Annotated in this window: 20 protein-coding genes; 2 read left to right on the forward strand and 18 right to left on the reverse strand. The window is 47.8% G+C overall.

All coding sequences use genetic code 11. The features are described from left to right. Positions 1-167: 167 nt before the first annotated feature. The 16 genes from VIR50_RS10425 to dut form a co-directional block, all read right to left on the reverse strand. A complete protein-coding gene (locus tag VIR50_RS10425) occupies positions 168-974 on the reverse strand; it encodes a ThuA domain-containing protein (RefSeq protein ID WP_331935064.1) in 807 nt (268 codons plus the stop codon). Between the two features lie 44 nt (positions 975-1,018). Continuing rightward, the gene (locus tag VIR50_RS10430; protein ID WP_331935065.1) at positions 1,019-1,822 is read right to left on the reverse strand and encodes a ThuA domain-containing protein; all 804 of its coding nucleotides are present in this window, start codon (positions 1,820-1,822) and stop codon (positions 1,019-1,021) included. A 7-nt stretch (positions 1,823-1,829) separates the two neighbouring features. Further along, entirely contained in the window at positions 1,830-2,795 is a 966-nt protein-coding gene (locus VIR50_RS10435; protein WP_331935066.1) for an ROK family protein, read from the reverse strand. A gap of 52 nt (positions 2,796-2,847) precedes the next feature. Beyond that, positions 2,848-3,678, reverse strand: a complete 831-nt coding sequence (locus VIR50_RS10440; protein WP_331935067.1) for a response regulator transcription factor — start codon at positions 3,676-3,678, stop codon at positions 2,848-2,850. A 109-nt stretch (positions 3,679-3,787) separates the two neighbouring features. Beyond that, entirely contained in the window at positions 3,788-6,193 is a 2,406-nt protein-coding gene (locus VIR50_RS10445; RefSeq protein ID WP_331935068.1) for a glycoside hydrolase family 9 protein, read from the reverse strand. Next, entirely contained in the window at positions 6,190-7,467 is a 1,278-nt protein-coding gene (locus VIR50_RS10450) for an MFS transporter (protein WP_331935069.1), read from the reverse strand. Before VIR50_RS10450 ends, VIR50_RS10445 begins: the two co-directional genes overlap by 4 nt. After that, entirely contained in the window at positions 7,454-8,197 is a 744-nt protein-coding gene (locus VIR50_RS10455) for a 6-phosphogluconolactonase (protein ID WP_331935070.1), read from the reverse strand. The genes VIR50_RS10450 and VIR50_RS10455 overlap by 14 nt, the downstream gene beginning before the upstream one ends. A 151-nt stretch (positions 8,198-8,348) precedes the next feature. Further along, a complete protein-coding gene (locus VIR50_RS10460) occupies positions 8,349-9,239 on the reverse strand; it encodes a helix-hairpin-helix domain-containing protein (protein ID WP_331935071.1) in 891 nt (296 codons plus the stop codon). A 164-nt stretch (positions 9,240-9,403) separates the two neighbouring features. After that, the gene (locus tag VIR50_RS10465; protein ID WP_331935072.1) at positions 9,404-10,762 is read right to left on the reverse strand and encodes a sodium-dependent transporter; all 1,359 of its coding nucleotides are present in this window, start codon (positions 10,760-10,762) and stop codon (positions 9,404-9,406) included. Positions 10,763-11,254: 492 nt separating this feature from the next. After that, positions 11,255-11,740, reverse strand: a complete 486-nt coding sequence (locus tag VIR50_RS10470) for a CYTH domain-containing protein (protein WP_331935073.1) — start codon at positions 11,738-11,740, stop codon at positions 11,255-11,257. A 399-nt stretch (positions 11,741-12,139) separates the two neighbouring features. After that, positions 12,140-13,258: a peptide chain release factor 2 gene (prfB, locus tag VIR50_RS10475; protein ID WP_331935074.1), complete on the reverse strand. Its 1,119-nt coding sequence runs from the start codon at positions 13,256-13,258 to the stop codon at positions 12,140-12,142. A 7-nt stretch (positions 13,259-13,265) separates the two neighbouring features. Further along, complete coding sequence (locus tag VIR50_RS10480; protein WP_331935075.1) at positions 13,266-15,074, reverse strand: AMP-dependent synthetase/ligase; 1,809 nt, start codon at positions 15,072-15,074, stop codon at positions 13,266-13,268. 323 nt (positions 15,075-15,397) lie between these two features. Next, complete coding sequence (locus VIR50_RS10485; RefSeq protein WP_331935076.1) at positions 15,398-17,074, reverse strand: murein hydrolase activator EnvC family protein; 1,677 nt, start codon at positions 17,072-17,074, stop codon at positions 15,398-15,400. Continuing rightward, positions 17,071-17,997 carry a DUF4292 domain-containing protein gene (locus VIR50_RS10490; protein ID WP_331935077.1) on the reverse strand — a complete coding sequence of 309 codons (927 nt, stop codon included), beginning with the start codon at positions 17,995-17,997 and terminating at the stop codon, positions 17,071-17,073. Before VIR50_RS10490 ends, VIR50_RS10485 begins: the two co-directional genes overlap by 4 nt. Then, complete coding sequence (locus VIR50_RS10495) at positions 17,997-19,745, reverse strand: tetratricopeptide repeat protein (RefSeq protein ID WP_331935078.1); 1,749 nt, start codon at positions 19,743-19,745, stop codon at positions 17,997-17,999. Before VIR50_RS10495 ends, VIR50_RS10490 begins: the two co-directional genes overlap by 1 nt. 44 nt (positions 19,746-19,789) lie before the next feature. Beyond that, the gene (dut, locus tag VIR50_RS10500) at positions 19,790-20,227 is read right to left on the reverse strand and encodes a dUTP diphosphatase (RefSeq protein WP_331935079.1); all 438 of its coding nucleotides are present in this window, start codon (positions 20,225-20,227) and stop codon (positions 19,790-19,792) included. Between the two features lie 148 nt (positions 20,228-20,375). Between dut and dgt the strand changes: the two genes are divergently transcribed. After that, positions 20,376-21,713 carry a dGTP triphosphohydrolase gene (dgt, locus tag VIR50_RS10505; protein WP_331935080.1) on the forward strand — a complete coding sequence of 446 codons (1,338 nt, stop codon included), beginning with the start codon at positions 20,376-20,378 and terminating at the stop codon, positions 21,711-21,713. Between the two features lie 46 nt (positions 21,714-21,759). On the opposite strand, the gene VIR50_RS10510 is transcribed toward dgt, so the two are convergent. After that, positions 21,760-22,752, reverse strand: a complete 993-nt coding sequence (locus VIR50_RS10510) for a GNAT family N-acetyltransferase (RefSeq protein ID WP_331935081.1) — start codon at positions 22,750-22,752, stop codon at positions 21,760-21,762. Positions 22,753-22,809: 57 nt separating this feature from the next. Next, the gene (locus VIR50_RS10515; protein ID WP_331935082.1) at positions 22,810-23,634 is read right to left on the reverse strand and encodes a glycerol acyltransferase; all 825 of its coding nucleotides are present in this window, start codon (positions 23,632-23,634) and stop codon (positions 22,810-22,812) included. 822 nt (positions 23,635-24,456) lie between these two features. Here VIR50_RS10515 and VIR50_RS10520 point away from each other — a divergent pair. Then, positions 24,457-24,906 (forward strand): division/cell wall cluster transcriptional repressor MraZ, encoded by a 450-nt coding sequence (locus VIR50_RS10520; RefSeq protein ID WP_331935083.1) that lies wholly within the window; start codon positions 24,457-24,459, stop codon positions 24,904-24,906. Positions 24,907-24,930 lie beyond the last annotated feature (24 nt).

Below are 24,930 nucleotides of genomic sequence, written 5' to 3' on the forward strand. Positions count from 1 at the left end.
TTAACCTTTTATAGTATGTTCTCGGACGATGATCAAATGATTAATAAGTTTACAGACAAGTAAAAACACTTACCGGGTTGCATACTCACGCATGCAACCCGGTAACACAACTAACTTATTTATCAAACTTCAACGGCTTTATGCCGCAAACACGATATGTAAGACCTTTATTTCTTAAAAGGATCACCCTTCGGCGAACGGCTTACAACCCAACGGAAAGCATTGACAAAGAGCAGATTTTGCGTGGCGTCAATAAAGCATTCATCACCATGTCCCATGTTAAGGTATATCATTCGATACTTCTTATTGGTCCACACAACGGGGAAATCGCCAAAGTTCACAACATCCTTAATGCCAAAAGGATACATCTTTGGCGAAATGGAAAGCAGCACTTCCACGTCTGTATTGAGGCGAGGGCTGGGATTCCACTGATAGAACTCGCTGGCCGGAGCTATAAAAGTGGATGGGAGCGTACACATGACGGTATGATCAGCTTTATCATTCTCAACCAGTGCCGGTTGAGGAGGCCAATTGTTACAGAGGAAATGGCCACATCCCAAAAACTTATTGAACCACGGCCAACCTGTGTTCTTATCATTATAACCGGCCGCATGGAAGCCTACCCAGCCTCCACCATTCTCCATATAGCGCTCAAAAGCCTGACGCTGGTCCTTGTCCATGGGCATGGCATTGAGCATTATCACCACATCGTAATCGTTGAGACGACCACTGTATTTACCGAAATCAGTAGTAACATCGAGTAAGAAGCCTTCACCATAAGTGAGTTTGTAGAAGAACCGGACTGCTTGTTTGTCAAACTCAACATGCGCTTCTTCAGCCGTAGGGTCATAAAACACAAGCGCCTTGAAGCGAGGAGCTTTGGCATAATTGGCCGGATAATCACTTTGCCCTTGTGCCGGTGTGCAAAACCACAATATCAAAACCGTAAAGAGGCAACGAAAAAACAGTTTCATAGAATATTAAGTTTTAAAAGTTTTACTATTATTTAAGCCCAATGTTAATCATCATCGCCCAATGCCCACCGAATGGCATTACCCATCATACGCACAAAGGCCGGTGTTGACATAAGGTCAGCATGGTGACCTATTTGGAAATAAACATTGCGAGCAGCTTTCGAAGGGTTCGTCCAAATAACGGGATGATCGCCCATCCGAATATCCGACACCGGCTTATAGCTGGCTTCATCCACATGAGCCAGCACGTGAACATTGGCCCGTGGATTGCGATCATAGGTGTACCATTCATCATTAGGTATCACAAAAACCGATGGTACGCCACGCATAACGGGATGTTTTCCGTCTTCCACGCACACCGTTCCATCGGCCAAAGGCGCTATGTAACGGTCAAAACGAATGCCACCCATGAACTCTGAGAACCATTGCCACATCTTATAACCATCAAAGATGTCACCTAAGAGCGTGGCATGATGAAGCCCTACGTATCCACCTCGCCCCTCATCAATATAGCGTTGAAAATCTTTGGCCGAGGCATTACTCCACGCATAAGGTGGATAATTCAGCTGAATAATGGCTTTGTACTTAAATATCTCACCCTCCTTCATAGTTTTCATGTCAGCTACATAGGTAAGTTTCAAATTCAAACTGTCAGCAACGCTGTCGAGCCACTTCGTTGCCGCATCGACAAAACCTTGATGACCCGTGCCTTGCTCGGCCAGTACCAACACGCTACGGGGCGCTGTTACAAGACTCTTTCGGGCAGATTGCGCCCAAACCGACATGCCATTGAACTGCAAAAGCGCACAAATCATGATTAAGAATAATGTATAGAATTGCTTTTTCATGTTAGTTTTATGATTGATTAGATTGTTTTTCGATTCCATCAATGGCTACAGCCCCTGCGCCAATAAGACCAATATAGCGGGCGTCAAGTCGGGTAGGCACCACTCCTTTCGTCACAAAGCGCATGGTAATAGGTTGAAGTTTCATTTTCACTTGGTCCAAGAAACCCTCTATACCCAACATTTCACCTCCCAAAATAATGGTGTCCGGGTCGGTCACTCGCACCAGATTCATAATCAGGTCAGCCAAAGCATTAGCCGCATTATCAGCCAATCGCACACACAAAGGGTCACCGGTCTTTGACAATCTGAATACTTCCTCCACACTGACCCGCTCATTATTGGGCACCTGCAATGCCGTATCAGGATAATCTTTCCGCAGAATACGGGCGCATCGGTCAATACCCACCGATGAAGCGATGGTCTCCACGCAGTCGGTACGGCCGCAAGCACAACGCACACCCACACTCGTGCCCACTTTTAAATGGCCTACCTCACCCGCATTAAAGTGGGCGCCACGAATCTGCTGACCGTCAATGACGATACTGGCAGCTATTCCCGTACCGATATAAAGGTAGATAAAGTTGTTGCTCTCGTGGCCTGCTCCCCATCGCATAACGGCCCGTGTGGACGCCTTCACGTCATTATCAATGAAACAAGGCATGCCAAAAGTCTCCTCAAGCGTGTGTGCCAAATTGATGGGATGCGTCCTATCGGGGTCTATCTGCTGCCAAATACCACGCTCAGAGTCAACCCGTCCTATCAAACCGACACCCATCGCAACGGGCTTAACGCCTACCCAACCCACATGAGACTCATAATCATGCAGGGAAGAGATTATCATGTCTTGTGCCGATGCCTGATTGAAAAACACCGTTTTGTAATCTTTCTTCCGCAGCAATTCACCTTGTAAGCTGATTTCGCCTATCATCAGACGGGTTCCTCCCAATACAATTCCTAAAAAAGTATGTGCCATAATCCTTAAAATAGCTAATCAATAAAACTTTATATGTTGGCTTCTTCCCAATCTATACCTTACTGGGACTCATGCCAAATTGCTTTTTAAAACAAGTGCTGAAATACTTTGGATCAGAGAAACCCACCATCATAGACACCTCAGAGATATTATAACGGTGTTGCTCAAGCAACTCCTTGGCCCGATTAAGCCTCACTACCCTTATCACATCATTGGGACCATTGCCGGTCAGGGTCTTGAGTTTATGATAGACCGATGAGCGACTCATGGCCAACTCTGAACAGAACTCATTAATCGTAAAGTCAGCATTATCCATCTGACGCTCAATGATTTTAAGCACACGGTCCATGAATTCCTTGTCGAGCAAACTCTTATAATCTATCTGATCGGGCTCTTTGCTCATCGTCGAAACCTCTTCACGCAACAGTTGAGAACGATTCAAAATGTTACGAAGTCTCACCTTCATAATCTCAATGTCAAAGGGTGTGGTGAAAAACTCATCCGCACCAGCCTCCAACGCATAGATAACATTCTCGCGCTCATACATCGATGAGAACAAGATAACGGCGATATGACTGGTTTCTATCGTGCCCCTCACTTGCCGACAAAGCTCCAAGCCCGTAATACCGGGCAACATCATGTCGGCAATAATGATGGCCGGATTGCTTTCGCCCGCCAGTTGAACTACCTTATTTCCATCCTCTGCCCGCACAACCTCATAACTATCAGACAATGCTTCGGTCAGTTCGTGAAGCACATGCCTATCCTCTGAAGCCACCAATATCAACTCCCGCTCGGCAGCAGCCTCATTCCGAGCCTCTTCCCTATTACCCATGGCCCCCACTTCGGGTACAGAATCCTCCGTAACAAGGGATGATTTCAAGTTCGAGATCTCCTTTTTCAAGCGCAGTAGCATGGCCAAAAGCCCTGCAACCGTTAACAACAGAATTATAATTATTATGATACTTAGCATGTCGATTCATTCATTTTACTTACTCATACTCGGACAACAAAGACATGAATTTGGCCGCCGAGGTCATCCATACTTCCTTGTAGCAGGCATTGTTGACCAGCGGCCAATAAGGCAAATCCGTATTCCCGAGCGACCGAATACCCACTGGGATAGCACCGGTAAGCTCTCCCGACGAAAAGCTATCCATCGAAGGATAGCGATAACCCTCACCATAGATGAGCGATTGGCAGAACGGATTCTTCCCCACAGTCCAATAGAGTTGTCCCAAACCTATATTCATCAACTGACGGTCACCCAAGAATTGCCCGCAAAGAGCCGCAGCCTTACCCAGCGAAAGGATGATTGCCTCATTGCCATTGAAGATGGAGAACCATGCGGGAAAACGCTTTACATAATGCCGATTATCGAGCTTGACTCCCTCCGAAAGCTGTACACGAAAGAGCGAATCGGCATGAGCGGGCGCCCATAGATGAAGTTTTGAAAAACCTATGCTGTCTTTATATTCATCATGAAGGTAGATACCACAGGCCGCCATGTCGTAGGGAGCCGTATAAGGGACCATGCTTTTCAGGTAATAGGCATAAAGTCGCAAGGCTGTTGACCAACGTCCATACTCAGGCGCTTGGTGTTGGCTTTGGCAAAGAGCCGTCAAGGCTCGGGCAAACAGCTCCAACCGCGACTGATGAATGGCATGCACAATAGCCCGACGAGTCGTATCGCAATAGAAAAAGCCATTGATTTCGGGCCGATTCCCACACTGTTCCTGACAAGCAAGCATGTAGCGAGCCGATGATCGGGCCACCTCCGCATAGCGTTTCTTTCCCGTGAGCCGGTAAAGGATTGACGCCGACCAACTGCGGGCCGCATGAAAAAGACTTGCGGAGGTAGCATACGTGTGCTCCATCGGTATCGAGAAATCATCGATTCCATCGGTCTTCAACTTTTCCTGCGCAAATTCAAAGTCGGCCAAGGCCATTTTCCGCAGGCTGTCAGCATAACCATGCTTTGCCCCCAACGCCATGACGGCATAGGCTTCGCAGGCCGCATACAAGTAATTATCAAAGGCGTTATGCTGCTTCCTCACGCTAAATATGTCGTCATCGGTACCCTTCTGGCTGTCGGTCCAATGCAACAATCCCATGCTACTGGCATGGTAACCTTTTGGAAAACGGGTCTGCATAAGGAAGCGAAGCCCCCATTCCGCCTCTTCTCTCAATCTTGAAGAGAGTATCGGATGGTCCTTCTGCCGACGAACAGCCAGCTCCAACAACGCCATAACGACATCGGCCGTCTGCAATGTCTGCTGCGAAAGGTCGCCGGCGTCATGCCATCCACCACCATAAGAGAGCGTATCGCCTTGAAAAACAGAAAATAAATCGGTGTGACAACGGCCGTGAATGCCGGGCACAGCATAGCCGCAACGCTGACAAAAGACATAATTAAGTAATCGCCACGTAGCATTGACAAAGGCGTCAGTGCCAATGCGGAAAGCCGGCGAGCGATAAGAAGGACCTATTTGCAGGTAATAGTCGCCTATCGACCTAAAAGACGTAAAGTCGATTATGCCAAACGAACCTATTCCCGTACGCTGTGGCCTGATCCGTCCGCGATAAGCCACCTTCCCACTGTGGGCATTCATCAAGCGGAAAGAGTCGACCGGAAAATCCTGAAGCCTCAATATGGCCGTCTTTTGGTAGTCTGGCAGATACCCCGACATGGAGTAAGCCACCTCTCCTTCCTGCGGTTCCCATCCCCATTCCTTATCGGGACGCTCCACCTGCAACAAGCGCAGGCCCGTCACGTCATAACGAAGCGTGTCGCCCATGGTGGCATCACACCCCTTCAAATCGGCATAAAAAGTGAGCCGTCGCACGGCTTTGCGGGGTAGATCACCCAACTCAAAGTAAACCCTTCGGCACTTATGATTATCCAAATTGATAAGGTGAGCACCTAACGAGTGAGTTTGTACATCATCAATGATCAAATTCAGGTTGACCACATCCGTACCTTCACTCTCCGCCCTAACGTCCATCATAAGGCAATTATAGCCAGTCCAATCCCGCGATGGCAGCTCGGCAATGGCCTGACAACGCCCATAAATGGCATAATCAGGGTCATCAGGGCGTCCTTGCGCCCTTTGTCCGGTAAGCCGGGGAAAAGCCATTCCGAAACCTTCAGGCAGGGAATACACCCTGCCAAAGCCCTCATGGTGCCACCGAAGTGAGGAAAGTCCCCCTTCACGCACCACCCGTTTGCTGCCCGTAAGGGTTTCCAATTGGCGCGAACGGTCAACGGGAAGCGGCCGATGGAGCAATGCCGAGGCATGGAGCTGCCGACTTAGCAGCGTGTCAGGACACAATCGCTGAGCTTGAACCATGGTCCATGGCAACAAGACTAACAGTAGTAATACGCGCAATCCTTTCATTCGTCAGCTGTTTTATAGATTCTTGACCCCACCAAAGCATAGGCCAGCATACACACTTCGCCCACCAGCACAATGGACCATGACCATCGCCAGCTTCCAAGTCCATCGGCCATAATGCCCTGAACGAGCGGTAAGACGGCGCCACCGATGACTCCTATCATGAAAACTCCCGACGCCGCGGACATGTATTTGCCCAAATGAGCCACGGCCAAAGTGTAGATGCACCCCCACATAATGCTGTGACAAAGTCCCACCGCTATGAGTAGCCAAGGATTATCGGTCAGCATGGCGGCCGTTACAAGGGCTATGGCAGCCGTCGTAGTAAAGGTGAGCTGTGCCCGAGGCGACACTTTGCTGAGCATACTCGATATGAGCCGGCCTACCAACAACCCACCCCAATAGAGCGTGGCCATCAGTGTGGCCGAGGCAACGCTGCCATGAAGGTCGGAGATTACATAAAGATTGATATTTCCACCAATACAAACCTCGCAGCCTACATAAAAGAAGATGGCCACAACTCCTAATGTCAGATGGCTGAACGACCACACACTCTCCTTCAGCTTCTCGCCCCGGGCGACATGCGCTTTCTGAATATCGGGCAACGAGAAGCGTGAGAGTACGAGGATAAGGATTATGATAAAGCTCATAAGAATCAGGAAAGGCCATGTCAGCCTATCCACACTGACTTCCTCGACCGACAGCCCGCCGAAGATGATTCCCGAGACAAAATAAGGTGCTAACGTAGTTCCTATGGAATTGGCCGTACCTCCCATGGCCATGCGTTGCACGCCTTGCGTGTGGCGCACCTCACAAGCCACGAGATAAGGGTTGATGACCACCTGCAAAATCGTGGCCGAAGCACCGGCCACAAACGACCCAAGCAGGAATACGAAGAAGCCCACGGGAATGGCACCGCTGCCTATACAAACCATCGAGGAAGGCCAAGCCGACGTGACTATCGACGAAAGACTGAACAGCCCAAGCCCCACAGCCATGACCATAAGCCCTCGGATAAGCGTCGACTTATAACCATGACGATCGACCCAACGTGCTCCCAAGGGTCCTGTAAGGGGATAAGCCAAGAACCATGAGAAGGTTATGAGGGTTACCAAGCTATTCTTCATGCCACCCACCTGCGAGAGGAAAGCACTTCGCAATGGGGCTTGAAACTGCGCGTTGGCCGTTGTCAGGAAGCCAACGATGAAGAACAAAAGGACCATTGAGAGGAAAGGCAGCAAGTAACTGCGTTCATGGCGAGGGCTATTGGTATTCATGTTGAAGATATTTAGCTGCTTGAGTATCTAATAGGAATTCACAATCGGGATGGAGCTGAAGGACAGATGCGGGTACATCGGGCGTAATAGGACCTTCCAACATTTGGCGAACCATATCGGCCTTATGCGCTCCCTTGGCCACAAGCACTATCTTACGGCTGTGCATGATGGTCTTCAACCCAAGCGAAACCCCACCAAGAAGTACATCAGAAGGGGTATTCGTTTCTCGTCGAATACGTTTTTCGAGTTGCTCGTCCATCCGTGTCGCTCGAGTGACCGACTCAAAAGGAGTACCCGGCTGATTAAATCCCAAATGGCCATTCTCACCCAATCCCAATATCAAAAGGTCAATACCGCCACAGCTTTCCAAGGTTTGCTCAAACGCATGGCACGTCCGCGGATAGTCATCGGAATGGGTCGGGAGCATTAGAAAATGGGAATCATCTATCCGAAGATCGTCAATAAGCTCATTTCGGAGCATGGTGTAACAGGCACCCACGTACTCCCGGGGCACATTCATAACCTCGTCAACTCCAAAAAAGGTGACATCATGGAGGTCAAAGTCGAACTGTGAGAAAAAACGGGCTATCACCCGGTGCATGTTATGGGTGGTACGCCCGGTTGACAGACCTATGACGCTTGAGGGACGGCGCATGATTTGGCCGATAACTCGTGAGGCTGCCAAGGCGTCAAACTGCTCTTCTGTTTTTGCTATTGCTATCTTTTTCATTGCTATTAGGCTTGGGAGAAACTACAAAAGGGCGTTTCTCACAAATGCAAAAGTAGCACCTATTTCGGACAAAACGGTTGAATTATTCTCATAATAGGTTTGAAAAACATCAAGAATTACCCATTTCCTATTCATTGCTATTGAAAAATCATCAATACGCCAGATAGGGTTCCACACGGCTGAGGGAGCGACTGTCGAACGACTTGAGCAGCCGCAGGTCGGCAAGGGTGCGAATGGGGCCGCGGAGACGACGAAAGTCTACCATGTCACGGGCCTGCGTATAGGTGATATAGGGGTGGCGACTGAGCTGCGAAAGGGTGGCGGTATTAACGTTGAGACGATGCACGGAGGCGTCGGAAAGAACGAAATACGCCAGCGATTCCTCGGGAAAGTCCTCGATTTCCTGAAGCTGCCCAACACTGTAAAAGCCACCCAAATGGCGGCGGTAGTTCACGATCTGACGGGCAAAGTACGAACCTATGCCCGGCACACGGCGCAATAGGGTCGTGTCGGCCGTGTTAAGGTCTATGCGCTCATGGGCCTGCAACTTGCGGGGATACTTCAACGTGTCGCGCTCAAAGGCGGGAACAGCCTCGGCCAAAGTGGCGGCAGGCTGATAATCGGCGCCTATCTTGATATGGGGCAAAAGACGTTGAAACTCCTTGCGGGTAAGCCCATAAAGGCGGGCAAAGTCAGTGGGACGGCGATAAATGCCCCCTTTGGCCCTATACTTGTAGATGTTTCTCACCTGCCAAGGACGCAAACCGAGGGCTAAGAACTGCGTGCTGTCAGCCGTATTGGGGTCGAAATCGAAAAGGACAGCGGCCTTCGACGGCACGTTATAGTAGCCGTGGGAATGGCGATGATAGCTTCTCGGCCTATGCGAATAGGCCGTCAGCGTGTCGCCGACAATGGCCGTCGACTTATCGAGCCCCTCGGAAGTGAAGTAAATGCCGAGGATAAAGAGGAAAGCCGTAATGAGCAATGTAATCAGTACAATGCGGTCGCTTTTCAGGAAATAGGTAAGGTTATTCCATTTCATACGGAGTGGTTTTGCGAAAGAGCCGCTTTGAGCGCCTGAAAGCAGCCCTTCGAGCGGGTCAGAAGGCCACTATTAGCGGGCGGAAAGGCAGCTTTGGGAAAGTCGGCACGTAAGGCCCATAGCGGAATAGGGTCGAAGCAAGGCGCCCATTCCGTTACGGACGGTTAAATAACGCTGAACTGATGGAGCAGAATGGCCAATATGGCGAGTGGGCAGAAGTACCTGACGAGAAACAGATAAAGGCCGAAGAAACGCCGGCTGACGGTGCCCCAATTGGTAAACTCGTCCCTGACGATTTGCCGGGGAACGAACCATCCAAGGAACAAACACGTCAACAAACCGCCCACGGGCAGGAAAATCTGTCCCGTAACGAAGTCGAACCAGTCGAACAAAGACTTGCCGCCAAAGCTCAGGAAATCGACCGCTCCGAGCGACAGCGAACAAAACGCGCCGATAATACAAGTGGTTACGGTCACCATGACGGCTCCTCGCTTTCTCGAAATATGGAGCTCCTCGTAGATAAAGGCCGTGCTCACCTCGTGAAGCGACATCAACGACGTCAGCGCCGCTAAGGCCAAAAGCGTGTAGAACATAAGGGACACAAGCCAACCGACCATGGGCATGCCGCTAAAAGCCTGATTGAAGACATTGGGCAAGGTGATAAAGATGAGCGAAGGGCCGCTGCCCGGATTGACACCCACGGAGAAAGCGGCGGGGAAAATCATCAGTCCGGCCAAGATGGCGACGAACGTATCGATGGCCGCTATCTGCAAAGAGGAGTTCAGCAGGTTGACGCTTCGGCTGTAATAAGAGGCATAGGTGCACATGCAACCCATGGCTATGCTCAACGAATAGAACGACTGGCCGAGCGCACCGAGGAACACATTGCGGTCGACACGCCCGAAATCGGGCTTCAACAGAAACTCAACGCCCTTGCCGGCATTGGGCAACAACAGCGACGCTCCCACGATAACGAGCAGCAGGATAAACAGTGTGGGCATGAGCAACTTCGAGGCTTTCTCTATGCCCCCACGTATTCCATGAATGATAATGAAGTGGGCAAGCAGCAATATGGCCACTGTCCAAAATACGGGGCGTATCGGATTGGATGAAAAAGACTGAAAATAATGGAGCACATAGTCGGGATTGCCCTTGAGCTCGCCCATCACCGAGGCGTAGACATATTGCAAACACCAGCCCGACACCACGGCATAGTAGCCCGTGATAAGATAGCCCGTGAGCACCCCCATCAGGCCTACCAGCTTCCAAGAGCCGCGGGGCGACAGCTTGGCAAAGGCCCGATAGGTGTTCGCGGAGCCATGGCGGCCGATGATAAACTCTGAAATCATGCAGGGAATACCAAGCACAAAGACACAGCATAAATAAACTAAGATAAAGGCGGCGCCACCATTCTCACCGGTCATATAAGGGAAACGCCAAACGTTTCCAAGGCCTACTGCACCGCCCGCGGTAGCTAAAATCATTCCTATTTTGCTACCAAAACTCGCCCGTCCGTGTGACATTTGTAAGTAACTTTTGGTTTTCAAGCACAAAAGTATAAAATTATTTCGTACTTTTAAAGCAATTCATAACCAAAAGCAGGCCTTTTATGAATAAAGCAAACGTTTTTCACGGTCAAAACAAAGATTCATTATGAATGAAAGTCGACGACCGAATAAGAAGCAAAGGTTTCCCCGATAAGAAAATAAGAAACACGGATTTGCTTTTTTAAAATCTCTCCACCACGAAACCGCATCTCACAAACAGCAAAAGGAAATTTTATCAATCATAAAAAGAATTCTCACTAACCATAAAAAGAAACATCATTAACCATACAAAGGAACCCCACCAAACACAAAAAGGAACCTCCTCCATAACCGAAAGAGATTCCTTGAATATCCATTTGAAAAAACCTGCCGTTGGGCTTCATTTCCTAAGCCATAACCTTCCAATGCTTAACGTCAGTTTGTCGACAGTGCCTATTGGCAGGCTCCGTTCGCTAAGCCATAGGGCTCTTACAGCCTATCTTTCCAGCGTTTGTAAGGGTTGGTGAGCAAATTAGAATTGTAATAACGGCGATCGCCCGTCACCTCCTGACCGATGAAATCGGGCTTTTCAAAAGCCTCATCCTCGCTTTTCAGCTCCACTTCGGCCATGACCAACCCCTCATTGTCGCCATAAAACTCGTCCACTTCAAAGGTGTGTCGGCCGACGGCCACCAAGTAGCGCCGCTTCTCTATCACGCCTCCCTTGCAGAGTTTCAGCAACTGAAGGGCCTCCTCCATCGTTATTTCTTTCTCAAACTCATAACGGGTCAGCCCATTCTCCCCGGCATGCGACTTAATGGTCAGATAGGCCTTGTCGTCACGTGTGCGCACCCTGACAGTGGCACCGTCGGCCGGAATATATCCCTGACGGATATAGGAAGAAGAAAAGGCGACATCCTTGAAGATGTCGCCTCCTCTTATTAAAAACTTACGTTCTATCTCCAAAGAGCTCATTACATGATGATTGAATAAATCATAAACAATATAGCCAAAATGATCAAAGTGCCGAATATGCCATTGATAACTTTCTTGGCCTGTTCTTCCTGCCTTGCTTCACGTCGTACGCGATTCATTTTACTCTTGTCACTCATTGTACCTAAATCTTTTAAATGACCCCATCCACCTTTGAATGAGGTGTGTCATGAACTGACACTTGGGTTATTAAAATAGACTGTTCAGATTATATTAAATATTGTTTGTTATAATATCTGTTTTCTAAAAGTGGTTGGGCGCACATGTATTCCTGAAATGTGACATAATGCAACCTACCGATGTATGATTTGTTACTTTATTTACCGTTCTCTTATATATAAAAGGCAAAAAGACCAATTTCCCCCTATTATCGGAAAATTTTTATTCATCGGTGACGGGGAATTCCATCAGATAGGCCTTGATAAACTCGTCTATCTTGCCATCCATCACGCCATCGACATCGGCAGTCTGGTAGTTTGTGCGGTGGTCTTTCACACGACGGTCGTCAAAGACATAGCTGCGTATCTGACTGCCCCACTCTATTTTCTTCTTTCCCGCTTCAATCTTAGCTTGTGCTTCCAAGCGTTTTTTCATCGCCCGGTCGTACAATTGGCTCTTCAACAACAACATAGCCTTGGCCCGGTTCTTGGGTTGGTCGCGCGTTTCGGTATTCTCGATGAGGATTTCTTCCTCCTCTCCCGTGTCAGGATCTTGATACCAATAACGCAGACGCACGCCCGACTCCACCTTGTTGACGTTCTGACCACCGGCGCCTCCCGAACGGAAAGTGTCCCATGACAAGCGCGCGGGATCGACAAACACCTCTATCGTGTCGTCAACCAAAGGCGAGACAAACACCGAGGCGAAGCTCGTCATGCGCTTACCTTGGGCGTTGAAAGGACTGACACGTACCAAACGATGCACGCCATTCTCGCTTTTCAGGAAGCCGTAGGCATATTCTCCTCCGGTAATTTCCATCGTCACGCTCTTGATTCCGGCCTCATCGCCATCCTGCAAGTTAATGATCGATGTTTTATAGCCATGGGCCTCGGCCCAGCGCATGTACATTCTCATCAGCATGGAGGCCCAGTCCTGACTCTCGGTACCCCCTGCTCCGGAGTTGATTTTCAGCACACACTCCATGGGATCTTCCGTCTGTCGGAGCATGTTTTTCAGCTCAAGCGCCTCAATGGCCTCAATGGCCTTGGCATAATCACGGTCGACTTCGTCCTCTGTAACCATTTCATCTTTATAGAAGTCAAAGGCCAATTGCAATTCATCGGCCATTTGTTTTACTTCCTTATAGCCCTTGAGCCATTTCTCAAGGCCTTTTACCAGCTTCATCTGAGCCTGTGCCCGCTCGGGATCTTCCCAAAAGTCGGGTGCTTGTGTACGGAGTTGTTCCTCCTCAAATTCTACTTGTTTTTGGTCTATATTCAGATATTTATGGAGTGCTTCCGCACGTTCCACTACATCTTTCAATTGATCTATGGTTATCATAATTCGTTTACTCCTCGTACATTTTGTCGATGAGCGCTTTGTATATTTTATTAATTACCGGACGTTTGAGCTTCAACGTATTGGTAAGCTCACCCGTTTCCATTGAAAAATAACGAGGTAAAATCGTTATACGCTTGATTTGTTCATAATGGGCCAAGCCTTGTTGGAGGGTCTCAATGCGCTCCATCAGCATGTCATGAACCTGCGGGCTTGCGCAAAGTTGCTCACGGTCGTCGAATTTTACCTGATGATCGCGGGCCCATTCCTCTATCATCTTGAACTCAGGTACTATCAAGGCTGACACGAACTTGCGCTGGTCGGCGATAACGGCACATTGATCTATGTACTTATCCACGAGCAACAAGGCTTCCACCTGCTGCGGGGCGACATATTTACCATTCGATGTTTTATAGAGGTCTTTAATACGTTCTTTAAGGAAAAGCTCACCATTCTCCATATAACCGGCGTCTCCCGTATGGAAAAAACCGTCCTTATCGAAGGCTTCCTCGTTAATGGAGTCACGCATGTAATAACCCGGTGTGATGGTTGGACCTTTGAGCAGGACCTCATCATTCTCACCTATCTTTATCTCAATGCCGTCAATTGGTCGGCCAACCGACCCTACCGTGTAAGCTTTTCCACGATGGTCGCAGGTAACGGTAGCGAGACTTTCGGTCAGACCGTAGCCCACCAACATGTCAAGTCCTATGGAGTGAGCGAACTCTTCAACCTCGGGAGAGACATAAGCGCCTGCCGTCGGGAAGATATTGGGATTGGTCAAGCCCAACTGTTTGCGCACAAGGCTGAGCACGGAGTTGTTCACTACCTTGTATTGTAGCTCCAAAGCCAAAGGCACTCGCTTACCTCTACTCAAGTATTCTATATTGCGTTTGCGGCCGATAGCCAACGCACGCTTGAATAAGGCTTTCTCTACGGGATTGGAATCTTCGATACGCTGCTTCACGGCCACATACACTTTTTCCCAGAAACGGGGCACACTGGCCATGGAAGTGGGGTGGGTCTCGCGCATGCTTTGCTGTATTTCCTTGGGATAAGTATTGATAATCAGCTGCGCACCGACCGTCAATGACAAGTAAGCCCACGCACGTTCAAACACATGAGCGAAAGGAAGGAAATTGATAACACGGTCTTTTCCCGTCACGGGGACACACATACCATTGGCTTTCATGGCCGCATGATACTGCTTATAAGTCAGGACTACGCCCTTGCTGTCGCCGGTAGTACCGCTGGTATAAAGGATATTGCAGATGTCCTCCTCGCACGCTTGACCCAACAAAGTTTCCACTTCAGACTGGCGAGGCAAGCCTTCGCCCAACTTAATAAAGTCCTCGAAATATAAAGTCGCGGGGTCATGAGCGCTGATTCTTACGCTATCATCAAAGATAATGATACGCTCCAACGACGGACATAGCGCAAAAATCCTATGTGCCTTGTCGTATTGTTCCTGCTCGCCTACGAACAAGAAGCGCACTTGCGCATCGTTTACGATATATTGTATCTGCTGTTCGCTGCTGGTAGAATAAATAGGTATAGAAACAATTCTGTCGCCATAAGCGCCAAAATCAGTATAAAGATAATGAATACAATTCTGCGAAAAGACGGCAATCTTTTCTTGTGGTTTCATGCCAAGGTTCAAAAGAGCATTGCTGACTTGCTTTACCCGCAAAGAGAACTGCTTCCATGAAACCGTCTTCCACTTCAGACTTCCAAAACTACGAAAGGTCAAAACCGGGTTATCACCATACTTTTTGGCCTGTTCATGGACAAGTGCTGACAGATGACATTCTATTTGCATAAAAAAAATTTCTTTTATTAGATTACAAAGATAAGTATTTCTTTTAAAAACGAAAAATATCTTTAACTTTTTAAAAGCAGCCCTATTACAAAAATAACGTATTTTACGTAAAATGCAACATATTATGCTTTTAACGTTCAAAGATACCTTGATATTTGAAACATATAAGGTCAAAAAAATATTTCAGAAATACAAACCGAAATACGACAAGCGCCACCTTAATCGATGAACGAATTAAGGTGGCGCTTGAGTTCAGTATGCCCGATGAATTATTTAAACACCAATGAGCAAATCTTACTCAACCTATCGGATAACATTGGGACTTATCTGCCCAACCAAAATTCCGGATTGAGTTTGGCCGTTTCTTTTCTTAATTGGAATTGAAGGATATTGTCAGCACCTATCGCGCCCAAGGCTTGTCGGGCTGAAACTTTCTGTCCCTTGCTCACACTGACAGATTTCAGGTTGCAATAGATAGAAATATACGCGCCATGACGCACCATGACCAACATCGTTCCCTGCCATCCGTAAACCGCGCTGACCTCACCATCATAGATGGAACGGGCCATGCTGCCCGGCTGACCAAGAATGTTGATACCCTTATTATCGAGCTTCACATCCTTCAAGCCTTCCACATTATATTGTCCGTAGTGGCTCACAATCTTATAGTTTCCGGTAATCGGCATGGGCAGTCGGCCTCTATTGGCCTCAAATCCACCACTAACCATACGGTCGACGGTCGATAACCGTTGGGCTTCGGCCATGCTCTCACGGGCTTCGGTTATCTCTTGCCGATTCCGTTTCTCCTCGGTCTTGGCTTTCAACTCGGCAGCCTGACGGGCAGCCACAGCCTCTCGGGCAGCCTGCTCGGTCTTAGCCCTACGCTCTTCGGCCGCTTTCGCTATTCGCTCGGCATTTTCCCGGCGGGCCGCGGCTGCGGTTTCCTCATTCTTCTTAGCCTCCGCCGCGGCTTTGGCAGCAGCTTCAGCCTCGGCCTTCAGTTTGGCTTCACGTGCCTTGGCTTCCTCTATTCGGCGGGCATTCTCACGAGCGGCAGCCTCGGCTTCGGCCTTTTTCCTTGCCAATTCTGCCTCCCTACGACGGGCAGCCTCGGCCGCTTCCTTCTTGCGCTTGGCCTCAGCGATGGCCCGCTGACGGGCCTTTTCCACTTCTATGGCTACCAACTTATCGATTTGAGCGTTCAAAGCCGCATCTTTCTGACGCTGCTCCGCAATGATTTTTTGTATCGTTTTTTGTTGGTTTTTCAAGGAAGCGACAATCTTCTGCTGCTCATCCTGCTGGCCCTGCAATGCCGATTTTTCCTTCTTGTCCTTGTATAACAAGTTGTTCTTTTGGCCATGTACCTGCTTCAGTTGCTCGTGCTTGCTATCTACCTGCGCCTGCTTGGTCTTCACCATCTCGCCTTGGGCCCGCTGATAGTTGGCGTATTCGCGCACGAAACGCAGACGACGATACATCTGCGCCATGTTCTTGGCGGAGAAAATAAACATCAGTTTATCCTGCATCGTCTGATGGCGGGCCATGTAGCGCATGGACTTAATATACTTTGCCTTACGCTCCTGCAACTGTTCTTCGAGCGTTTTGAGCTGTGTTTTCAATATATCAATGTTGCCTTCAATATGATGTATGTCGCTCTGAATGCCATCAATCGACTTTTGCCGCTCGTCAATGGCGGAGTTGAGGGTCATCAGGTTCTGTAATCGCTTCTTGACATCGGCCTGATTGGCCCGCAATGCTTGCTCCTGCTGACGTATCTTCTTCTGTATTTGCGAACGTTCTTTCTGTAGTCCTCGAATAGAAGAATTCGAGTGGGCAACGGTATTTTTAGTTGTTTTTTTCGATGTTCTCTTCGACGCAACGGATTTCCTTGCCGACTTACTCACTGTGGGGGTCGACTTCTTTTTGGCCGTATTCCGCTTTTGCGCGCCTACGGTCATCGTCATCATTGCAGCTAAGAGTAGGATAATGATTCTTCTCATATTCCGAGATTCATGATTTTCTTTAAGGCATCTTGCGCCTGAATTTGCTTGTAACGATCGGAGATTTTAGTGGTTGCCTCCCAATTATCCTTGGTCGTGACTTCACTCATATTGATGGTTACCGTAACATTCTGCTTCTTCTTTGCGGACGTCGTTTGGAAAAGTATCTTATGCGTAGCAGGAAAACTCTTCAACCCAACAGCCTTAAAATCATTATACGCCCAGCCCAGTGTTGACTCTCCATGCTTTTGGGATATATATTTCACCGTCGCGGCCATGATTTGCGCGGCCTTAGAGCTCGCTAACCACTCTACGGACAAGCTACCCTTACGCGTAGACAGCGTAGTTACATCGGAAGCGAACTTAACCTCATACTGGCCCAAATCTCGCTCTGCTACTTCTTTCTGTCCGGGAATGAACAACTGGTTCCAAAACAAGGCCTGCAAAGTATAGAAGTTCAAGCCATTTGCTTTCAAAAAATCGAGCTGGTTATAATCGGCCTTCACATACTCCTTATGCAAACGGTCGATTACCAAGACGTGCGTGGGGGTAAACTCAACACGACCTATCTCCGTTCCCAACAAGGGCATATAGATTTGTAATCTGATGACTTCATCCTTGCGCATCCGCAAGGCGCCGGGCACGGTGATGTTCTTTGAACCCGCCTTAATATTGAATTTCATATCTCCGACGATGTTTTTCACATACACCTTCGTATCGGATACCCGTTGCGCGAACTGCAATTGACGCAACTGTAACTCACGAGCACTCTCCACTTGTGCCTTCTGTTCGGCCACGGCCACCGAGGGTCTGGAATCCGAGGACGGCACTGTGTCACGCACAATATTTTTCTTTGAGGCGCACGATGACACCAACAGCAAGCCTGCCAGTGCCAAAGGCATTAGGATATTCAGTCTATTCATTATCTTTTTTTCTTTGGTTTCACAATTGCTTTAGGGTGCATTTTCCGCTCTATCACAGCTTTTTCGCCACCGGCTTCTATTGCTTTCTGCCAATAGCTCAAGGCTGCCTCATGCTCGCCAAGGCGCTCATGAATGTCACCGGCATGGTCATAAATCACATTATTATGCTGTGTAGAGTCAAGATTTGCCACGGCCTGATCTATGTATATCTTAGCTTCGGCAAATCGTTCATCCCTATATAATATCCAAGCATACGTATCTAAATAAGTGGCATTCTTGGGCTCTGCCTTCACTGTTTTGGCACTCATTTCGGCCGCCCGCTCCAAATTAATATTCTCCTCACTCAAGTAGTAAGCGTAATTATTCAGGCAACTATAGTGGTCAGGCTTCCATTGCAGGCAACTGTCATAGGCGGCAAAGGCTTCTTTCGTGTTTCCTTTTTGATGCAAGATGTCACCCATGATGGCATAAAAATCCGAAACAATGTCGCGATTGCTGGTCGGTCGGATTTCGCTTACCCCACGCCTGAAAGCGTCAAGGGCTTCCTCGTATTGGTCTTTTTGGAAATTTGCCATTCCCAAGAAATAGAAAAAGGCCATTTCATCGGGGTTATATTCCGTGGCAGGCTTGCACACTTTAATCACCTCATCCCACTTCTGCTTAGTCCATAGGTTCTGTACCAACTGCATTCTGGCCCCAGCATTGTCGGGCGCTATCTGAAGCCAACGCCCCAACTCCAAGTTGATAGAATCTTCAGGCATTTTCTTCAACGTCATGTAAGCTACTTTCATGGCGTACATATCCGTATCAGTGGGGTTGACATCGAGCGCCTTATCGAACAGTTTGAGTACCTTAATACTGTCCCCACCCTGCGCTTCCGACTCCTGAATCAACTGTCGGATGATACCCGCCTTGGCCTGCGTCGTCATTTTACGACTGCCCAATATACGATCAGCCAGCATTTTAGCTTCACGCTCATTGCCCACGGCTCGGTAATAATCATACATGGAACTCAACGCGTAACCATTGTCAGGCTCCTCTTCCAATGCCGATTTGAATAGCTTATAGGCTTCTTTCTCCCTTTCATTTTGAATGAGCCAATTACCCAACATCACCCGATAATTCAAGTCATAAGGGTGTTCATCGGCCAATAACTTCAATGCTTTGTAAGCCGCCTTCTTATTATTAGTAAGCTCATAGACCCTCACTTTCGACAAGGTCAGCTCCTCACTGTTCCCATCTACCAGCTCCATTCGCTCCAAACAGCTCAACATTTTCTCATAGTTTTTCTGCTGTTGATAGATTTGAATCAGGATTTCAAGCACATCGGTGCGGCTCTTGTCGGTCTGATATAAGTCCTCATACGCCTGCAAAGCCTTGTCGAATTGTTTGGCATTGACATAATAGCGGGCCAACTGTTCACGGTAGGTCACATTATGGGGACGCAAATTCACCGCCTTCTGAAGATAGGTCATGGCGAGGCTGTCCTGCTCAAGTTCACTTTGAAACATAGCCAGCAGATAATAAGTCTCAGCTCCTTTGGGATTGATTTGCAATGCATGATTGAGCAAATCGAAGGCCGCGTCGAATTTCTCCGCATGATATTGACGCAGTCCTTCCAAGAAAAAATAGTCATAACGCCGCTGCTCTTGATACGACAACGTATCACCCGCAACGGCTTTTTGGGCCACGCCACAAAGCAACGTCACCCAAAACAAGAATAAAATATGTCGAATATTATTTAGCATATCACATGGGATATTCCGATACCGAAGCCACAGTCCCACACCGGCTATTTCACGCCGGTATGGCCATAACCGCCCGTACCCCTTTCGGTTTCATCCAATAACTCCACCTCTTCAAAGGCTACCTGCTCATGACGGGCTATCACCATCTGCGCAATACGCTCTCCATCTTCTATCACGAAGTCATCTTGCGAGAAATTTATCAGCAGCACCATCACTTCACCTCGGTAATCAGCGTCCACCGTTCCGGGACTATTGAGCACGGTAATGCCTTTCTTCAAGGCCAATCCGCTACGAGGCCTGATCTGCGCCTCATAACCTTCGGGCAACGCAATGCGCAATCCCGTAGGAATCAGACGTCGCTCCAAGGGCTTCAGGCAGATGGGAGCTTCAATATTGGCCCTCAAATCCATCCCCGCACTTTGTGGCGTAGCGTAAGCCGGCAACGGCTGATGACCCGTATTGATAACCTTTATTTTAATCATAAAACCTATGTGTAGATGAATTAATGTCATGCAAAAATAACGAATTATCTTTACAAAGGGGCTTTTTTAAACGTAAAATGAAAGAATTAAGGCAAATTTAGTTTATCTTTGCATTTATCCTATTGATACGCAATACAATAAGTAGAATATGAATTGGTCACAACTAATATCCAACATCAGATTCGGTCAGGAAGACCCGAGCTTGGCACATCATGACGCACGTTCCGAATTTCGGCGCGATTCCGATCGACTTATCTATTCCCCACCGTTCCGCCGTTTGCAGAACAAAACGCAGGTATTCCCTCTTCCCGGCAGTGTTTTCGTCCACAACCGCTTAACGCACAGCTTGGAAGTTGCCTCGCTCGGCATGTCACTCGGCAGCGATGTGGCCCGCATTCTTATCGAGCGACATCCCGAACTCAAAGATACGAACTTTGAAGAGATAAGCACCATCGTCCATGCGGCCTGCTTGGCCCACGACATGGGTAACCCCCCATTTGGTCACAGTGGCGAGAAAGCCATCCAATCCTTCTTTACCGAAGGCGAGGGAGCTTACCTGAAGGACCGTCTGAGCAAGCCTTTTTGGGAAGACATTACCCACTTTGAAGGTAATGCCAACGCCTTTCGCCTGCTCACCCACCAATTCTTAGGCCGTAGAAAAGGTGGTTTTGTCCTCACTTATTCTACTTTGGCCAGCATAGTAAAGTATCCTTTTGCGAGCCATTACGCCGGTCGGCACGCCAAGTTCGGCTTTTTCCAAACCGAGAGCGAGGACTATCGCAGGATAGCCGACCAGTTAGGGCTCATTCGTTTGTCATTTCCGGGTGAGCCATTGCGCTACGTTCGCCATCCGCTGGTTTACTTGGTGGAAGCTGCCGATGACATTTGCTATGAGATAATGGATATTGAGGACTCGCATAAACTGCGTGTTCTCTCCTACCAAGAGACCGAGGAACTGCTACTCAGCTTCTTCGACGCCGAGGAGCAAGACAACATCCGCCGTCGAATGGACCAAGAGGAAGTGAGCGATCCCAACGAACGGGTGGTCTACATGCGGGCTTGTGCCATCGGCAAACTGCAACATGAATGTGTCATGGCCTTTGTCAATAACGAGCGACAGATACTCGATGGTAAGTTTGAAGGCTGCCTCATCGACCACATTTCGCCACTGCAACGCGAGGCCTACCGCCATTGCAGCAAAGTATCTTTCCAAAAAATATACCAAAGCAAGCCCGTGCTCGATGTGGAGTTAGGTGGTTATAAAATCATGGAAACACTGATGAAAACCATGATTGACGCCGCCGTCAACCCGCAACGCTTCCACTCCCAGCAGCTCATCAAGCGGGTTAGCAGCCAATACGACATACAAAGTGACGACTTGGAGACACGCATCATGGCCGTTATCGACTATATCAGTGGCATGACCGACGTCTATGCGCTCGACATTTATCAGAAAATTTGCGGAATATCCTTGCCCATTGTTTAGGTGGGTAAGGATATAATAATTCCTTTAAAACAAAGAAAAGCAAAGATCACTCTTTGCTTTTATAAATTACATTGTTAGCTCCACTCGTTATTTGGAGGGCCTCCGGATGTTCTTTTACGTAGCTATCGATGTGGCGCACACGCTTTTCCTCCAATATTTCATCAACAGCGATGAGAATACCAGTCTCCTCCACGTCACCGAAACCGTAATTGATAGCCGTACCGAAGAGCTTCATCGTGGGACTGAGGCCCATGTAAGCATTTACCAACGGGGGAATATTGTAGCCCAACTTACGGACTTCGCGATTCAATATACGGTAATCATCCTTGAAAGAATCACAACAGAAAATACGGGCCAATTCCTCTTCAGGCGTCTCAATCACAAGCGGTTTGATGGGCACAATCAGATTTTCCTTGTCATCAAAGTGCTTTTTGAGAAAATAAAGAATCATGTCACGGCCTCGACGAATGTAAGAAGGATACATCGTCATCTTTCCAAAGAAATACTTACAATTGGGATTAATAACCGTCAAAGCTCCCAATCCATCCCATAGATTGTCGAGCGCAAAGATACTCTTCGTGTTGGTTCTGACATTCTGATACTCCAATGACACGAAGCTACGGCCTAACTCCACCGTGTAAGGAGCATAGTCACGCATGAACTTTTCGGAGAAATGAAACATGTGACTGGTGGCCAGCAGCGGTTGTCCTTGCTCATCAGTCTTCCAGTCGGTGCCGAAAACATAACGATAACCGCCGATGATTTCCTCGGCCTCAGGATTCCAAACAACAAGCTGTTTGCACCCTCCTTCCATCATGTCGAACTCATCTATATCCACCGACTTACCCGTTCCGCCGCCCGCCGAGCGAAAAGCTATTTCTCGCAGTCGGCCAATCTCTTGCATAACATTGGGCGCGCTCTGAGCCGTAACGACATATATCTCGTTATTACTCTTGTTTGTCATTCGCAGTTGCTTATCGAGCGTCAGCTCACTTTTCAGCGTTTCCCTGCAAACGGGTTGGATAATTTCTTCTTCCATCTATTCTTTTATTGTTCATTAAGCATAGTCCATGCCGGCAATCCTGCCACTCTCCGACTATAACTCATATACTTTATCTTCTACGATTTTAGCCCATTCCATCGGTGTTTTACTCTTATCAAACGTCTGCCATGGGATAGGCTTACCGATAACGACCTTAAAGGATTTGCCCACATTGCGATACATTTCGTCCACAAGGAAAAGCATGGCCAAATTAAAGGGCAGGAAACGATCGCTGAAACGAGCTATGCGATAAAACCGATTGGAGTTTCTACCGCTAAAATAAATAGGAACCACATCGCGCCGGGCCTCCACGCTCTTTACGACAAAGGTCTTTTTCCAAGGCAAGTCATGAATTTCGCCATTGATCTTGCGACTGTTGAGCCCGGCAGGGAACATAAGCAAATGGTTATCTCCCTTGAATCCGGCCTCCACCATGCGTGGAAAATCACGGCTCTGCTTACCCGTTTTATTAATTCCTATGCTGACAGGCTTCAATCCGGGCAGGTTAAGCAGCAAGTCATTCACCAAGTAACGAAACTTACCATCGTAGTGACGACCGATAATAGAGCCCAAAGCCACACCGTCCTGACCGCCCAACGGATGGTTGGAAACAAAGGTGTAGAGCCTGCCATCATTCTTATCAGGCAGATTTTCCAGCCCTTCTATCGTTATATCCATTTTAAGATAGCGGACACATTCGGTGAGCCAGTCGGTACCCGATAAGTGTCTACTCTCCCAAAGAAAGCGATTCACCTCGCCCTCATGCACGATGTGTTTCAGCCAAGACACGACAAAACGAGGCACATAGCGTGCCTTCCGCCCCATCTTGCTCTTTAGAATCTCATCAATGTCGATTGTTTTCTCTATTAGTTCTCTCATTTATAAAAGCCACTAACTCCATGCAAAAATAACATTTCTTTTCTAATTACACTTTTTTTTGACGTGAAAATATTAAAAAAATAGAACAAATAGAAAACAAAAAGCTCATTATTCTTAACTACGTATATTTGCATTAAATACAAAAGCATGTAACTTTAACGAAGTTTTTAATAAAAAACAAGCTCCCTCCTGCCTAATAGCAGCCACTCCATTACACACCTAATACTTAGCGCCAACAGATGTTCTAAAATTCAGAATTATCTTTACAAAACACTCAAAATGCACAGCTTATTTTCAAAAAGAAAAAGTTTGACGAAGAAAAACGCAAGGATTCGACTGAAAAACCAACCTATTGATACAGAACATTTTAAAGAACCGAACTCATAAAATCGTGATTTCAGACTTATCAAAAGCAGGTTTTTAAGGACTGTTTTGCGCCATTTCATCGACAAATTTGCGCCATTTCATCGTTTAAAATGAGCGGTTTCACCCGGCAAAAACTATCCTTTAAAACTATCATTACGGCTCTTTCGCCATATCATAGCCCGACTTTTACAAATCCAAAGACATACCATGAGCAAATTAAGGTTAAAAAACAAGCTCTCAAAATTCTAAATGACAGTTTTTAAAAGCACTCTTTTTAGGTAATAAAACTTTACATTATATTTCATACGCATTACCCCTTCACACCATCACCGCTACAAAGCAAATAATTGACTTACACACATCAATTTTCCCGTTTTACATAATTTTGTGGGGAAAAGTGGGGAAGTGTGGGGAAAAATATGTATCTTTGACGACGAATATTTATAAATATGTATCATGCGCTTCATTGGTAACATCAGCGCCAAGACCGACACCAAGGGCCGCGTTTTCATGCCGGCAGCCTTCCGAAAGATCTTGCAGGCTGCGGGAGAGGAGAATATCGTACTCAGAAAAGATATTTTCCAGCCCTGCCTTGTCATTTATCCCGAGTCGGTATGGAACGGTGTTATGGATACGATGCGTACCCGATTAAGCCGATGGAATCGGAAAGAACAGCAGCTATTCCGCCAATTTGTTTCCGACGTCGAAATACTTTCGCTCGACAGCAACGGGCGTTTCCTCATCCCTAAGCGCCATTTGCAGATGGCCAACATCCAACAAGAAGTGAGTTTGGTGGGCATGGACGACACCATCGAGATATGGAGTACCGCCGAAATGGCTAAACAGTCATTGCCCGGCGATGAGTTTGAGAAAGCCATCAACGACATGATGGGCTGCCAATACTAACCCGCAGCTAACGCAAAATCACAA

Source organism: Prevotella sp., from assembly GCF_036570325.1.
GTDB lineage: Bacteria > Bacteroidota > Bacteroidia > Bacteroidales > Bacteroidaceae > Prevotella.

Coding starts and splice junctions, on each gene's coding strand:
- VIR50_RS10465 (WP_331935072.1), bottom strand. CDS start 10,762: ATGTCACACGGACGGGCGAGTTTTGGTAGCAAAATAGGAATGATTTTA.
- VIR50_RS10515 (WP_331935082.1), bottom strand. CDS start 23,634: ATGAGAGAACTAATAGAGAAAACAATCGACATTGATGAGATTCTAAAG.
- VIR50_RS10520 (WP_331935083.1), top strand. CDS start 24,457: ATGCGCTTCATTGGTAACATCAGCGCCAAGACCGACACCAAGGGCCGC.
- VIR50_RS10425 (WP_331935064.1), bottom strand. CDS start 974: ATGAAACTGTTTTTTCGTTGCCTCTTTACGGTTTTGATATTGTGGTTT.
- VIR50_RS10510 (WP_331935081.1), bottom strand. CDS start 22,752: ATGGAAGAAGAAATTATCCAACCCGTTTGCAGGGAAACGCTGAAAAGT.
- VIR50_RS10445 (WP_331935068.1), bottom strand. CDS start 6,193: ATGAAAGGATTGCGCGTATTACTACTGTTAGTCTTGTTGCCATGGACC.
- dut (WP_331935079.1), bottom strand. CDS start 20,227: ATGATTAAAATAAAGGTTATCAATACGGGTCATCAGCCGTTGCCGGCT.
- VIR50_RS10490 (WP_331935077.1), bottom strand. CDS start 17,997: ATGAATAGACTGAATATCCTAATGCCTTTGGCACTGGCAGGCTTGCTG.
- VIR50_RS10450 (WP_331935069.1), bottom strand. CDS start 7,467: ATGAATACCAATAGCCCTCGCCATGAACGCAGTTACTTGCTGCCTTTC.
- VIR50_RS10455 (WP_331935070.1), bottom strand. CDS start 8,197: ATGAAAAAGATAGCAATAGCAAAAACAGAAGAGCAGTTTGACGCCTTG.
- prfB (WP_331935074.1), bottom strand. CDS start 13,258: ATGATAACCATAGATCAATTGAAAGATGTAGTGGAACGTGCGGAAGCA.
- VIR50_RS10435 (WP_331935066.1), bottom strand. CDS start 2,795: ATGGCACATACTTTTTTAGGAATTGTATTGGGAGGAACCCGTCTGATG.
- VIR50_RS10495 (WP_331935078.1), bottom strand. CDS start 19,745: ATGCTAAATAATATTCGACATATTTTATTCTTGTTTTGGGTGACGTTG.
- VIR50_RS10480 (WP_331935075.1), bottom strand. CDS start 15,074: ATGCAAATAGAATGTCATCTGTCAGCACTTGTCCATGAACAGGCCAAA.
- VIR50_RS10430 (WP_331935065.1), bottom strand. CDS start 1,822: ATGAAAAAGCAATTCTATACATTATTCTTAATCATGATTTGTGCGCTT.
- VIR50_RS10485 (WP_331935076.1), bottom strand. CDS start 17,074: ATGAGAAGAATCATTATCCTACTCTTAGCTGCAATGATGACGATGACC.
- VIR50_RS10460 (WP_331935071.1), bottom strand. CDS start 9,239: ATGAAATGGAATAACCTTACCTATTTCCTGAAAAGCGACCGCATTGTA.
- VIR50_RS10470 (WP_331935073.1), bottom strand. CDS start 11,740: ATGAGCTCTTTGGAGATAGAACGTAAGTTTTTAATAAGAGGAGGCGAC.
- dgt (WP_331935080.1), top strand. CDS start 20,376: ATGAATTGGTCACAACTAATATCCAACATCAGATTCGGTCAGGAAGAC.